Consider the following 13062-nt stretch of genomic DNA (forward strand, 5'->3'; position numbering starts at 1 on the left):
CCACCCGCCATGACGTCCGCCGCGCCGGACTGACTGGCACCCGTCGAAATCGAGGAGTCTGCAGTGCAGTGGATCGCGTCCGGCCTCTACCTGGTGGCCTGCGCCCTGATCGGCAGCGCCGTCGGGCAGTACGCCGAGCTGGCGGAGGTCGGCGAGGACCGAGGTCTCAGCACGTCGGTCGTCCTGCGTGAGTCGTTCGCGCGGTTCGATCTGGTCGGTGCGTCCGTCGGGCTGCTCGCCGGCCTCGCGTCGCTGGCTGTGCTCGTCTGGGTCCGGCGCGGACGATGACAGGTCAGTAGCCGCCCTCCGGCGCCACCATCTCCCCTCGCACCCCGAGCAGCCGGACCGGCCGCTGGTCGTCGAGCGCGAGGTAGAGGGCGTACGCCGTCGCGGCGATGACGTCGGCGTCGTTGGTCGGCTCCGGGAGCTTGCGCACCTTGGTGAAGGTGAAGAAGGGCGCGAAGCGGACCTTGAGGTGCACCCGCTGCACGGCGCGGCCCTCCTTGCGTACGTCGTCGACGACCCGCGTGGCGAGCTTGGCCAGGGCGGCGCGCACCTCGTCGGGCGTGACGAGGTCGGCCTGGTAGGTCGTCTCGCGGCCGTGGGCCCGCGCCACCCACGGTGTGTCGTCGGGCCGGTCGCGGCCTCCACCACGTCCGAGCCGGCCGAGGTGGGCGCCGCTCGCGGGGCCGAAGGCGGCGACGAGCGCATCGGTGTCGGCGGCGGCGAGGTCGGCCACCGTGCGGATGCCGATCGTCTCCAGCCGGGCGCCGATCTTCGCGCCGACGCCCCACAGCGCTGTCGTCGGACGCTCGCCCATGACCTCCATCCAGTTGTCGCGGGTGAGCCGGAAGGTGCCCTGCGGCTTGCCGAAGTCCGTCGCGATCTTGGCCCGCACGAGGGTGTCGCCGATCCCGACCGAGCAGTGCAGGTCGGTGGCCTCGAGCACCGCTGCCTGGATCGCTCGGGCGGCTGCGAGCGGATCGTCGGTCTCGAGGCCGACGAAGGCCTCGTCCCAGCCGAGCACCTCCACCACCGCGCCGGGCGTCGCGCGCAGGGTCTCCATCACCCGCGCCGAGGCGGCCTCGTAGACGGGGAAGTCGACCGGCAGGAAGACCGCGTCCGGGCAGCGCCGCTTGGCGAGCTTGAGCGCGAGCCCGCTGCGTACGCCGTGCGCACGTGCTTCGTACGACGCCGTGGACACCACCGCGCGTTCGGTCGGGTCGCCCCGCCCGCCGACCACGACGGGGAGGCCGACCAGCTCGGGTCGGCGCAGCAGCTCGACCGCGACGAGGAACTGGTCCATGTCGACGTGGAGCACCCAGTGGGTCACATGGTCATCATGGCCGCCGGGTGCGACAGCCGGCAGGGGGAGACGCGCAGGCATTGGTCGTCGGGAGGCGTGTCCGCCAGCGTGGGCACGCCCCGCCGGGCGGACCAACGTCTGCGCGTCTGCGCCCGGGGCCGGTCACACCTCTGCGGGCGGGCCGACGTCGGCGCCGGCGGCGTACGGTCGAGGCATGAGCAGCGACCACTCCACCGACCCGGACCCCTACGCCTCGCACCCGGAGGAGTCGGCCTTCCCCGCCGCGGGCGAGCGGGTCAGCGACGAGGACCGGCAGCGGGCGCTCGACGCCCAGCCCGGGGGCAACGCCACCGTCGGCGACACGGTCGCCACCGACGACGTCGACTCCGGCGTCCACGAGGACGGGCCGGAGTCCGACGAGGTCGCGGAGCAGGTCCGGGAGTGCTAGCTCGCGACCTGGGCGCGGGACCGGGACCTGTCGTACGTCCGGTACTCCTTCCACGCCTGCCAGGTGAAGAAGAGCGCCACCGCGGTGGTGGCCCACGAGAAGCCGTCGACCATCGGCACGAGGTTGAGAGCGACGAGGACGGCATAGAAGGCGATCTTCAGCGTCGTACGACGCCGCACGTCCACGCCGTACGTCATGGCGTACGAGTCCGGCGGGCCGAACTCCTCCGCCAGCGTCCGGCCGGACTCGGCGGCGTGGCTGCGCGCCTCCCTCACGATCTCGCGCACCCGGGCGTCGGACTGCCACGCCGCACCGCGCAGGACCCCCGAGAAGCGGCGCACCCACTGCTCGTCGTCCGGGTCGTCCTGCACCTCGCCGAACGTCTTGGCGGTCACCAGGATCAGCACCACGGTCCCGGCTGACCAGAGCACCGCCGCTTCCAGCAGGAGCAGCCAGGGCGTGAGCGCGCCGAGTGACGTCCCCGAGGTGGCCTCGAGGACGACGACGGTCGTCGCGGCGATCCCCACCGTCGCTGCGGTCATTGCCGACACGACGAGGGCGGTGGCCCACGCGCGTGAGGCCCACTCCCAGAACGCGACTCCGCCGATAGTCGCGAAGCCCAGCACGAGGGGCAGCGCGAAGATCCCCACCTGCAGGTCCCGACCGCCGACGAGCTCCAGGACGAACATGATGAAGGCGATCCAGCCGCTGGCCTTCAGGCTCGAGGCGATGAGGCTCCGCGCCGCCGGGACCTTGACGGCCGCGGGGTTGAGGCGACCCTCGGAGCGCCACTTCTCGAACAGCTCTGCCGCGTAGACGCCCGGCGACCCGAACAGCTCCTCCGGCGACTCGCCGGTCTCGCGGACCAGCTCGAGCGCCTCGCGCAGGCCCTCGTCGACGAGCCTGGCGTCGACTTCCTTCATCAGCAGCCGCCAGGACACGGCGAAGGCCCACCGGCCGTCGAGTTCCTCTCCGCGCGCCTGCTCGTAGGCGTCCACCGTCGCCGGGATCGGCGTCTCCTCAGCCATGCGTAGTCCCCCTGCTCATCGTCGTCAACGTCTCGCCCAGCTCCCGCCACGACCCCAGGTCGCGCTCCAGCCGGTCGCGGCCGGTCGCGGTCAGCTCGTACTCCCGGCGCCCGGGCCCGCCCTGACCCTCGGTCCAGGCGGCCTCGACGTCGCCGGCCTCCTCCAGCCGGTTGAGCACCGGGTAGAGGGAGCCGCCCTTGAGCAGGCCGAAGCCGTGCTCGGCGAGTGCCTGGGCGATGGCGTAGCCGTGGAGCCGGCCCTCGACGAGGCTCGCCAGGACGGCGAGGTCGAGGGCGGCACGGACCCATGGGGTCGGCCAGCGGGCTGGGTCGGTCATGTATCTAAGTACATCACATACCTAGATACAACGACGAGTCAGGAGGAGAGGAACTCCCCGAGCCTCGCCAGCAGCCGGTCGACGTCACTGTCGTCGTTGTAGGCCGCGAGCCCGATCCGCAGGCCCGAGTCGACAGGGAGGCCCAGCGCGCGGAAGGTCTCGTGGGCGTAGAAGGTGCCGGCCGGCACCAGCACGTCGCGCTCGGCGAGGAACTCGTAGGCGTCGACGGGCAGCCGGTCGCGCAGCGTGACGAAGAGCGTCGAGGTGCGGTCGGCCGCGCGGGAGTGCAGCTCGAGGCGGTCGCCGAGGTCCGCAAGACCATCCTCGATGCGGGTGCGCAGGCGCGCCTCGTGGTCGGCGACCAGGGCCGCGGCCGCGACGAGGCGGGACCGACGCGAGCCACCGTCGGGGGCCAGCGAGGCGAGCAGGTCGACCGCGGCGCTCACGCCGGCGAGCAGCTCGTAGGGCAGGGTGCCGAGCTCGAAGCGCTCCGGCACGGCGTCGGTCGACGGCAGGAGCTTGTCGGGCCGCAGTGTCTCCAGCAGGTCCGGGTCGGCGACGAGCGCGCCGCAGTGCGGCCCGAAGAACTTGTAGGGCGAGCACACCAGGAAGTCGGCGCCCATCGCGCGCAGGTCCGGCGCCGCGTGGGCGGTGTGGTGGACCGCGTCGACGTGGACCAGCGCGCCGACCTCGTGCGCGCGCCGCGCCACGGCCTCGACGGGCGGGCGGGTGCCGAGCAGGTTGGACGCGGCGGTCAGCGCGACCAGCCGCGTTCGCTCGCCGATGACGTCGAGCGTGGAGAGGTCGAGCTCGCCGGTCTCCGGCACCAGCCGCAGCCACCTCACGGTCGCGCCGGCGCGCTCGGCGGCCTGGATCCACGGCCGCACGTTGGAGTCGTGGTCGAGCTCGGAGACGACGACCTCGTCGCCCGCCGACCAGCTGCGCGCCAGCGTGCGGGAGAAGTCGTACGTCAGTGCGGTGGCGCTGCGACCGTGGACCACGCCGCCGGGCTCGCCGCCGACGAGGTCGGCCACGGCCGAGCGGAAGCCGGCCACCGCGGCCTCGGCGTTGCGCTGGCTCACCGTCGCGGCGCCGCGCTGCGACATCGGGCCGGTCATCGCGCGAGCGATCGCCTCGCCGACCACGGCGGGGGTCTGCGTGCCGCCGGGGTTGTCGAAGTGCGCGATCCCCGAGTCGAGGGACGGGAAGTGGGCGCGGAAGGCAGCCACATCGAAGGGCGCAGTGTCGGACGACATGCGTCGAGCCAACCAGACGCTCAGCTGGCGATGTGCACCACGGCGTCGCCGGAGTTCACCAGGGGGGCCTCGGTGCGGCCGATGACGATGCCGTCGCGGTTGGCGTAGACCGCGCGCAGGGTCTTGCCGAAGGAGTCGAAGAGCGTGCCGAGCCGCTCGCCGTCGCTGACCTTCTGCCCGAGCGCGACGTCGAGGTGCAGGATGCCGGTGCGCCGCGCGCGGACCCAGCCGCTGGAGCGGCACTCCAGGCTGGGCTCGACGGCCGGTTCGACGACCGGCTCGGTCATGCCGAGCGCGGCCAGCACGCGGCGTACGCCGATCACGCCGGCGTCGACGGCGTAGGAGTCGAAGCGGAGGTTCTCCCCACCCTCGTAGAGCAGCACCTTCGCGCCCTGCTCGCGCGCGGCGTGGCGCAGCGAGCCGTCGCGGATCTTGGCGTGCAGCATCACCGGGGCGCCGAAGGCGGCGGCCAGGTCGCGGGTGCCGGGGTCGTCGAGGTCGGCGCGGACCTGCGGCAGGTTGCTGCGGCGGTCCGAGCCGGTGTGGAGGTCGATGCCGACCTCGCAGCCGGCGACGATCTCCTTCATGAAGAGGTAGGCGATGCGGCCGGCGAGCGAGCCGCGGGCGGAGCCGGGGAACGACCGGTTGAGGTCGCGGCGGTCGGGCAGGTAGCGGTCACCGGTCATGAAGCCGAGCACGTTGACGATCGGCACCGCGACCAGCGTCCCGCGGAAGGCCTTGGGGTCGAGCCCGGCCATCACCTGGCGGACGATCTCCACGCCGGCGACCTCGTCGCCGTGGATGGCCGCGTCGATCCACACGCTCGGCCCGTCCTCGCGGCCGTGCACCACGCGGACCGGCAGGTCGACGTCGGCCCCCGTCACCAGCCGGGTGATCGGGAGCTCGAGGGAGCGCATCGTGCCGGCGCGTACGCGGATGCCGCCGATGGCGAAGGACTCGCGCGCCACTAGCCGGCACTCGTCGGGGCGGCGGCGGTCGTCACGGGTCCAGCCTAGTCGCGCAGAAGACCCGCCCCGGCCACCTCCCGGGGGACGGAGGGGCCGGAGCGGGCCGGTTCTGCGGGGCGGTCAGCTGTTCTGCGAGCTGGAGTCCGAGGAGTCGGTGTCCGGCTGGCCGTCGCCGTCGAGGTCGGGCGCCTGATCACCCATCCCTCCACCCGGCACCTCACCCATCGGCCCGCGGCCGGCGCCGTCGCCGGGGAAGCCGCGGTCGCCCCAGACGTCGGTGGTCTGGGTGGTGGCGGTGTCGGACGAGCCGCTGTCCGCGACGGCGTACCCGGCCCCGAAGCCCGCCCCGCCCAGCGCGAGGGCGGCGACGACGGCTCCCGCGGCGACGGCCTTGCGGCCGGAGGGGAGGCGACGCGGCAGGCGGTCGCGCCAGGTGCGGGTGGTGGGCTGGGGGTTCTCGGTCATGTCGTGTCCTTCGGGTGTGGGTGTGGAGATGTGGTCGGTCATCGGGTCAGCGGCCCATCGGGCCGCGGCCGCCGGCAGGTGCCTCGCCGGCGGTGACGGTGGTGTCGGTGCCGCCGACGGAGACGGTGTAGGTCGCGCCCTTCTCGAGCTCGGCGGAGGACAGGACGATCGAGGCGGCGTCCTTCGCGAGGGCGTACGTCGCCACCTCGGCGCCGTCGGCGTCGGTCACCGCGACCTCCGAGCCGGCCGCTGCGGTGCCGCTGAGGGCGGTGGCGATCCAGGCCTGCGCCGAGTCGGTCGACGGGGCGACCATCATCCCGGCGCTGCCGGCAGCGAGCAGGGTGCCGCCGCTGACGTCGAAGGTGCCGTTGACGTCGAGCGCGCCGTTGCCGTCGGTGGTGGGGCCGTAGACGGTGATGTCGCCGCCGGTGATGGTGGCGCTGCCGTTGGAGTCGAGGCCGTCGCCGCTGGCCCAGACCTCGAGGGTGCCGCCGTTGACGACGAGGCGTACGGAGTCGTCGGCCGCCATCTCGCCGCCGGGCTGCCCGTCGGTGCTGGTGCTGTCGTCGGAGGAGGCGGCGTTGACGCCGTCGTCGGCCGAGTGCAGCTCGATGTCGCCGTCGTCGACGATGATCAGCGAGCCCTCCATCGCCTCGTTGGACCCGGCGACGTCGATCGTGCCGCCGCTCACGAGCACCTGGACGCCCTTGATGCCGTCGTCCTCGGTGCTGACGGTCAGCTCGCCACCCTTGATGAGCACGAAGCCCGAGCCGGCGTCCTCGGTGTTGTCGGACTTGAAGGCGTCGCCGACGGAGTCGACGGTGACGGTGCCGTCGGTGAGGACGAGGTAGTCCTTGCCGAGGATGCCGTCGTCCACCGACGTCACGTCGATGGTGCCGCCGGTGATGACGAGGCCGTCCTTGCCGACGATGCCGTTGTTGCTGTTCCCCGTCACCGTGAGGGACCCGGTCCCGCCGACGGTGAGGTCGGCGGTGGAGTAGAGCGCCCCGGTGGCTGCCTCGTCGGACGTGTCGGCGTACGTCGTCGCATCGGTGAGCGCGTTGTCGCTGCCGTCGGCGAGCACGACCACGACGGACTTCGCGTCGACCACGTTGATCGCCGCCGTGGTGGACGAGGTGATGGTGGCGTCGTCGAGCACGAGGCGTACGACGCCGTCGCCGGCGCTGTCGACGACCACCTGGCCGTCGAGGTCGCCGGAGAGGACGTACGTCCCGGCTGCGGTGATGGTGACGGTGCCGTCCGCGACGGTGACGGCGTCACTGTCGGACTCGGCGCTCGTGCCGGAGAGCGTGATGGCGGTGGCGTCGGCCTCGTCGTACGCCGTGTCGCCGGTCTCGACCGCGACGTCGTCGGCGAGGGCGTCCTCGACCGTCGTGGCGTCGGTCGTCACGACCGCGCTGGTCGACGTGCTCGAGGACGAGCTGGAGGACGAGCTCGAGGTGGAGGTGGCCACGGAGGCGCCGCAGCCGGCGAGGAGGACGGTGGCCAGCGAGGCGGCGAGGGCCTGACGGACGTGGGTGCGGAGGGATCGGGAGGAGGGCATGTCGTCGATGCTGGTGCGCCCGCCTGTCGGGGAGGTGGGCTGACCTTGTGCGGTTCCTGTGAGCCGTCGAGCGGCTGCGACAACTTCTGGGGCAGGGTGGGCGTCTCCTCCCGGACACGACTCGGACCCGATCGAAGGACTTCCCATGCGACCGCTGCCGCTGATGGCCGCCGGGCTGCTCGCCGCCACGCTCCTGACCAGCCCCACGGCGTACGCCGCTGCCGAGACCTGCCAGGGGCAGCCGGCAACGATCGTGGGGACGTTCCTCCAGCAGGACCTCACTGGCACCGAGGGTCCCGACGTGGTGGTGACCAACGGCGCGACCGTCGTGAAGACCCTCGGCGGCGACGACCTCGTGTGCGTGACCGACGAGCCCGGCCGACGCCTCGGCGTTAGGGTGGACACGGGTCCCGGTGACGACGTGGTCGACGGCACCTTCACCCTGGCCGACATCGAGGCGGTGCTCGGGTCGGGCAGCGACACCTACTCCGGGTCCCCGGCCCGGGACCAGGTGGTCACCGGCGACGGATCGGTCGACAACGAGCAGGACATCGTCTCGTCCGGAGTGGGTAGCAGCGCCACCAACGCCGGCGACCAGGTCCGGTCCGGGGCGCGCGGGGTGCCCAACTCCGACGTGCTGGTGCTCGGTGGCATCGGCAGCGAGGTCCTCTGGTCGGGTCCGATGGCCGCGGGAGCCCGCCTCGACGTGGGGCCGAACAGCACGCTCGTGCCGGACCTGGGCGCCGGCGACGTCTCGATCGACGCGGCATCCGGGACGATGACCACCGACGGTGTCCAGACCCTCGCCTGGACCGGACCCTTCACCTCCTTCACCCTCTTCGCCACGGTCGCCCCCCGCTCCCTCGAGGTCACCGGCAGCGACCGCGACGAGTTCGTCTACACCTCGTTCACCGACGGCGACGGTCGGCAGCGCTACGACCTCGGGGCGGGCGACGACACCGTGCTGTCGCCCGACGGTGCGGGTGGCGCCGGGAGCAGGTACGCCGGTGGCGCGGGCGAGGACGACATCGACCTGTGGGCCGGCGACCGCCTCGACCTCGACCTCGCCTCCGGGAAGCTCGAGATGCGCCAGGACGGGCGCACCGTGAAGGGCAGGTTCGACGGGTTCGAGACCTCGCGCCTGGGCGCCCAGCGCGTGGAGATCCTCGGCACGAAGCGCGCCGACGAGATCCGCTTCTACGCGTGCCGGGCCACCGTGCGGGGCCGCGGCGGCAAGGACGACATCTCGTCCTACCGCACCGGCGAGGACGGCTACCTGCTCGACTGCGACGCCCGGAAGTCGCGGATCAAGATCTACGGCGACGGTGGTCGCGACACCATCGGCGGCAGCCGCGGCAAGGACCTGCTGGTCGGCGGCAAGGGCCGCGACACCATCAACGGCAACGCCAACCGCGACACCTGCAGCGGCGAGAAGCTGAAGTCCTGCGAGATCAAGCGTCGCTGACGGGCTTCCCAGCCGAGAGCCCGGCGGCTTGCGGCGTGTCGCCGTCGCAGGAAACGGCACCGGGAGTCGTCCTTGGCACCATCTGCTGGGTGACGAGCCGAACGAGCGTATGGGCGAGTCGCGCCACCGCGCACGTGGCGGACTCGTCCTCGGGCGGAGCCCTTGACCGTTCGCTGCGCGTGACCCTGAACTTCCACCCCGACCGCAGGGTGGGCGCAGCGACCGTGTTGGAGTGCCTGGCCCGCGATGGTGCCTACCGGTCGCAGTTCGAGACCGGCACGAGCAACGGCGGTCTCACCGCTCACCCGGGTGGCGATCGCTGGCTGTGGGAGCAGCGCATCTTCGGCCGTGCCTACGACGACGCTCCGGTGTCCGAGCGTCCGAAGTACGGGGCGCTCAACCACCGCCGGCGGCGGATCGGCGCTGCACCGCGGTTCGGGTCGGCCCATCTTCGACTGACCGAAGCCGTGTTGGATCGCAGCACGTTCTGCTACCCCGACTCGGTGTTCGAGCCCACGTCCATGGGAACCGCGGACCGGTTCGACCTGCTGTCCCTGGTCGAGAGCTTCGACGCCCGCTTGCGCGCAGGCGAGCTCGGTCCTGCCGAAGGCGGCGTCCTCGACGACTACGTCGAGGCGCACGTCCACGGCACCGTGGAGCTGTCCGAGGACGTCGAGGCTGTGGTCCTGGACCCGTCCTTCCGGCACACGACGATCGAAGAGCAGGCACAGGCACTGGGCGTGGCGGTCGAGTGGCACGAGGGACGCCGGCTGCTCGTCGAGGACCTCGCAGGTCGCCCCGACTTCCGCGGGCCCCGCATCGTCGAGGTCGGACGTCGCGTGGCGGTCGCTGGCGTCCTGGACGCGGCCGTCGTCGGACAGGCAGCGCTGGCGGGATCCGAGGATCCACAGGACCTGAAGAAGGTGTGGCACTGCGTCGCTGCGCTCGGGGAAGCCGTTGAGCCCTGAGTCAGGGCCATGAGCTGTCGCTAGGGCTACTTGCCCCAGTTCTTCCGGCGCACGGCGCGCTTCGGCCTCCCGCCGGCGTAGGACAGCGCCGAGTCGACGAGGAAGCCGCGCTCGAGCGCCTCGCGCCCGATCAGCATCCGGAACCCCATCTCGTCGCGGTTGCTCAGCGTCATGACGGTGGTGATGGTGCGACCGGCGAGGCGTACGTCCATCGCGACGGCGTACCTCTGCTCGGTGAGGCCGTTGCTGCTGCGCACCTCGCGCCGGTCGAGCACCGGCAGGCTGAGCTCGACGTGGTCCTCGTCGGAGCGCTGCCACGGGTGGATCGAGAAGCGCACCCACTCGGCGCCGTCCTGCTCATAGGCCTCGAGGCCGAAGGCGTGGATCGACGACGAGCGCGCGCCGGTGTCGATCTTGGCCTTCACCCAGTCGACGTCGGCCTGCGGCAGCGCGACCCACTCGCGCCAGCCGACGACGACCTTCTCAGTCACGGGCTGCTGGGGGTCGCTCGGCACCGGGCCATCTTGGCAGGTGGTCCTGCGTGGGTGGCGACGTGCTTGTATGGCGCCCGTGAAGCTCGCCATCCTCTCCCGTGCGCCGCGCTCCTACAGCACCCAGCGCCTGCGGACCGCAGCCCTCGAGCGCGGCCACGACGTCAAGGTGCTCAACACGCTGCGCTTCGGCATCGACCTGACGGGGGAGGAGCCCGACCTGCTGTTCCGCGGCAAGCAGCTGTCGACGTACGACGCGTGCCTGCCGCGCATCGGCAACTCGATCACCTACTTCGGCACCGCCGTCGTGCGCCAGTTCGAGCAGATGGACGTCTACACGCCCAACACGTCCTACGGCATCGCCAACAGCCGCGACAAGCTGCGCGCCACGCAGATCCTGTCGCGCCACAAGATCCCGATGCCGGCGACGACCTTCGTGCAGGACCGCGCCGACGTGATCCCCGCGATCGAGCGCGTCGGCGGTGCACCCGTGGTGATCAAGCTGCTCGAGGGCACCCAGGGCATCGGCGTGATCCTGGCGCCGACGATCAAGGTCGCCGAGGCGATCATCGAGACGCTGCAGAGCACCCGGCAGAACGTGCTGATCCAGCGCTTCGTCAAGGAGAGCAAGGGTCGCGACATCCGCGCCCTCGTCGTCGGCGACCGCGTCGTGGCGGCGATGCGGCGCGTGGCGCAGGGCGACGAGTTCCGCTCCAACGTGCACCGCGGCGGCAGCGTCGAGCCCGTCGAGCTCGACGAGGAGTTCGAGCGCGTGGCGGTGCGCTCGGCGCAGATCATGGGCCTGCGCGTCGCCGGTGTCGACATGCTCGAGGGCCGCAACGGCCCGCAGGTGATGGAGGTGAACTCCTCACCTGGCCTGGAGGGCATCGAGGCCGCGACCAAGCTCGACGTCGCCGGCGCGATCATCGACTACATCGACAACCAGGTCGCCTTCCCCGACATCGACGTACGCCAGCGCCTGACCGTCTCGACCGGCTACGGCGTGGCCGAGATCGTGGTCCACGGCGGCTCCGACATGGTCGGCAAGAAGCTCGGCGAGTCCGGCCTCGACGAGCGCGACATCACCGTGCTGACCCTGCACCGCGGCACCCAGGTCATCCCGAACCCCCGCAACAAGACGGTGCTCGAGGGCGAGGACCGGCTGCTGTGCTTCGGCAAGCTCGAGGAGATGCGCTCGATGATCCCGGACCGCAAGCAGCGGCGGGTGAAGCGGCTGCTGAAGAAGAACCTGCCGCCGGCGAATGCGTAGGTAGTCCCTTGCGCCTGTATTCGAACAGGCGTACGATGGTGAGTAGCACGCCGATCCGGAACGGATCCCGTCAGAGGCGACGAGGATCCCGGGGTCGGGACAGTCATCCATAGAACCCGTCCTGGTGCTGGCGGGATGCCGTTGGTGCGGCTCTCGGATGGCGACCGTGGCGCATGGGCCAGTACGCCTCACCGCCCCACCCGGACCGGGTGGGTGTCCGTGACGTGCGTCGAGGAGATGGCCCCGTGCATCCGATCATCGAGTGTGCCGACGACCTCGGTGCTGCGCTGAAGGGTGTGGCGTCGGTGGAGCCGGCCTTCATGTCGGTGGCGGAGAAGCAGTCGGCACTGGTCGGGCTCACCGAGGTCCGTTCGCGGCTGGATGCGCTGCTCGCGCGGGTGCTGGGCGCGTCCGATGACGTGGCTGACGCGCACGGGCTGCGCGACGCGGCGGCGTGGCTGGCGGTCGAGACCAGGACGACCCGGCGCGAGACGCGCCGCGACCTGGCGCTGGGACGGGCGCTCGAGGAGCACCCGTGGGTAGCGACGGCGCTGACGTCGGGTGCATTGCGCTCGGAGCAGGCGCGGGTGATCGCTGAGGCGGTCGACGTCCTGCCGTCCCATGTCTCGGGGGACGTCCGTGAGCAGGCGGAGAGCGTGCTCCTCGGGCTCGCGCTGCAGCACGACGCGCGTGAGCTGAAGCAGATCGGCAAGCGCATCCTCGACGTGGTCGCTCCCGAGGTGGGCGAGTGCCACGAGGCTGCCGTGCTCGAGGCGGAGGAGCTCCGCGCTGCGGCCCAGGCCGACCTCACCATGTCCGACGACGGCGAGGGCCGCTGCCGCGGGACCTTCGTGGTGCCCTCGCACGTGGGTGCGATGTTGAAGCGGCACCTGCTGGCGCTGGCCAACCCGGCCCGCCATACCGAGGACGAGCTGCGCGACGAGTCAGGCGAGTGGAAGCCGCTGCGCCGGCGTCTGGGGGAGGCCTTGGTGGAGTACGTCGAGCGCTACCCGGTCGACGCGACCCCGCAGACCGCAGGGGTGAACGCCACGGTGGTGGTGACGATGACGATCGAGCAGCTGCTGGGCGCTCACGCGACTGCGCTGCTGGACGACGGGTCGCGGATGTCCGCGGGCCAGGCGCGACGTCTGGCGTGCGAGGCCGGGATCATCCCGGTCGTGCTGGACTCGAAGTCCGTGCCGCTGGACATGGGACGTGCGGCACGGCTCTTCACCAAGTCCCAGCGCATCGCGCTCGGCCTGCGTGACGGCGGCTGCACCGCGAAGGGCTGCGAGACGTCGGCCTCCGGGTGTCACGCCCACCACGACGACCCCTGGTCGCGGGGCGGGCTCACCGACCTCGCCAACGGCCGGCTCCTGTGCCCAAGACACCACCGGTTGGCCCACGACTCCCGCTACGCGATGACAGTCCACGCCGACAACACGGTCAGCTTTGTGTTGCGCACGTAGGGGGCGGGGGCTCATCCTGCCCTTGGA

The 13062-nt window shown here is 71.9% G+C and carries 14 protein-coding genes; 6 read left to right on the top strand and 8 right to left on the bottom strand.

Translation table 11 applies throughout. The features are described from left to right. The first annotated feature begins 63 nt into the window (after positions 1-63). Positions 64-288, top strand: a complete 225-nt coding sequence (locus IRX98_RS08730) for a hypothetical protein (RefSeq protein ID WP_224275874.1) — start codon at positions 64-66, stop codon at positions 286-288. A 4-nt stretch (positions 289-292) separates the two neighbouring features. Here IRX98_RS08730 and IRX98_RS08735 read toward each other — a convergent pair whose 3' ends face one another. Beyond that, positions 293-1333 (bottom strand): DNA polymerase IV, encoded by a 1041-nt coding sequence (locus IRX98_RS08735; protein ID WP_224275875.1) that lies wholly within the window; start codon positions 1331-1333, stop codon positions 293-295. A 187-nt stretch (positions 1334-1520) separates the two neighbouring features. Here IRX98_RS08735 and IRX98_RS08740 point away from each other — a divergent pair, with 187 nt between their 5' ends. Continuing rightward, entirely contained in the window at positions 1521-1754 is a 234-nt protein-coding gene (locus IRX98_RS08740) for a hypothetical protein (RefSeq protein ID WP_224275889.1), read from the top strand. Here IRX98_RS08740 and IRX98_RS08745 read toward each other — a convergent pair. The 6 genes from IRX98_RS08745 to IRX98_RS08770 form a co-directional block, all read right to left on the bottom strand. After that, positions 1751-2782 (bottom strand): hypothetical protein, encoded by a 1032-nt coding sequence (locus IRX98_RS08745; RefSeq protein ID WP_224275891.1) that lies wholly within the window; start codon positions 2780-2782, stop codon positions 1751-1753. The genes IRX98_RS08740 and IRX98_RS08745 overlap by 4 nt on opposite strands. Continuing rightward, positions 2775-3119: a PadR family transcriptional regulator gene (locus IRX98_RS08750; protein WP_224275893.1), complete on the bottom strand. Its 345-nt coding sequence runs from the start codon at positions 3117-3119 to the stop codon at positions 2775-2777. The genes IRX98_RS08745 and IRX98_RS08750 overlap by 8 nt, the downstream gene beginning before the upstream one ends. Before the next feature lie 38 nt (positions 3120-3157). Next, entirely contained in the window at positions 3158-4375 is a 1218-nt protein-coding gene (locus IRX98_RS08755) for a cysteine desulfurase-like protein (protein WP_224275895.1), read from the bottom strand. 20 nt (positions 4376-4395) lie between these two features. Beyond that, on the bottom strand, positions 4396-5343 hold the full coding sequence (locus tag IRX98_RS08760) for a succinylglutamate desuccinylase/aspartoacylase family protein (protein WP_224275897.1): 948 nt from the start codon (positions 5341-5343) through the stop codon (positions 4396-4398). A gap of 120 nt (positions 5344-5463) precedes the next feature. Further along, a complete protein-coding gene (locus IRX98_RS08765; RefSeq protein WP_224275898.1) occupies positions 5464-5808 on the bottom strand; it encodes a hypothetical protein in 345 nt (114 codons plus the stop codon). Positions 5809-5854: 46 nt separating this feature from the next. Then, the gene (locus tag IRX98_RS08770) at positions 5855-7372 is read right to left on the bottom strand and encodes a carbohydrate-binding domain-containing protein (protein WP_224275900.1); all 1518 of its coding nucleotides are present in this window, start codon (positions 7370-7372) and stop codon (positions 5855-5857) included. 145 nt (positions 7373-7517) lie between these two features. Between IRX98_RS08770 and IRX98_RS08775 the strand changes: the two genes are divergently transcribed. Then, positions 7518-8837, top strand: coding sequence for a hypothetical protein (locus IRX98_RS08775; RefSeq protein WP_224275902.1), 1320 nt, complete (start codon positions 7518-7520; stop codon positions 8835-8837). 179 nt (positions 8838-9016) lie between these two features. After that, positions 9017-9805 carry a DUF3626 domain-containing protein gene (locus IRX98_RS08780; RefSeq protein WP_224275904.1) on the top strand — a complete coding sequence of 263 codons (789 nt, stop codon included), beginning with the start codon at positions 9017-9019 and terminating at the stop codon, positions 9803-9805. A gap of 26 nt (positions 9806-9831) precedes the next feature. On the opposite strand, the gene IRX98_RS08785 is transcribed toward IRX98_RS08780, so the two are convergent. Further along, the gene (locus IRX98_RS08785) at positions 9832-10320 is read right to left on the bottom strand and encodes an ATP-dependent zinc protease family protein (RefSeq protein ID WP_224275906.1); all 489 of its coding nucleotides are present in this window, start codon (positions 10318-10320) and stop codon (positions 9832-9834) included. A 55-nt stretch (positions 10321-10375) separates the two neighbouring features. Between IRX98_RS08785 and IRX98_RS08790 the strand changes: the two genes are divergently transcribed. Beyond that, positions 10376-11566 carry a RimK family alpha-L-glutamate ligase gene (locus IRX98_RS08790; RefSeq protein WP_224275908.1) on the top strand — a complete coding sequence of 397 codons (1191 nt, stop codon included), beginning with the start codon at positions 10376-10378 and terminating at the stop codon, positions 11564-11566. 245 nt (positions 11567-11811) lie between these two features. Continuing rightward, entirely contained in the window at positions 11812-13035 is a 1224-nt protein-coding gene (locus IRX98_RS08795) for an HNH endonuclease signature motif containing protein (RefSeq protein ID WP_224275910.1), read from the top strand. Positions 13036-13062 lie beyond the last annotated feature (27 nt).

Source organism: Nocardioides lacusdianchii (assembly GCF_020102855.1).
Taxonomy (GTDB): domain Bacteria; phylum Actinomycetota; class Actinomycetes; order Propionibacteriales; family Nocardioidaceae; genus Nocardioides; species Nocardioides lacusdianchii.

Coding starts and splice junctions, on each gene's coding strand:
- IRX98_RS08775 (WP_224275902.1), top strand. CDS start 7,518: ATGCGACCGCTGCCGCTGATGGCCGCCGGGCTGCTCGCCGCCACGCTC.
- IRX98_RS08755 (WP_224275895.1), bottom strand. CDS start 4,375: ATGTCGTCCGACACTGCGCCCTTCGATGTGGCTGCCTTCCGCGCCCAC.
- IRX98_RS08750 (WP_224275893.1), bottom strand. CDS start 3,119: ATGACCGACCCAGCCCGCTGGCCGACCCCATGGGTCCGTGCCGCCCTC.
- IRX98_RS08765 (WP_224275898.1), bottom strand. CDS start 5,808: ATGACCGAGAACCCCCAGCCCACCACCCGCACCTGGCGCGACCGCCTG.
- IRX98_RS08745 (WP_224275891.1), bottom strand. CDS start 2,782: ATGGCTGAGGAGACGCCGATCCCGGCGACGGTGGACGCCTACGAGCAG.
- IRX98_RS08740 (WP_224275889.1), top strand. CDS start 1,521: ATGAGCAGCGACCACTCCACCGACCCGGACCCCTACGCCTCGCACCCG.
- IRX98_RS08770 (WP_224275900.1), bottom strand. CDS start 7,372: ATGCCCTCCTCCCGATCCCTCCGCACCCACGTCCGTCAGGCCCTCGCC.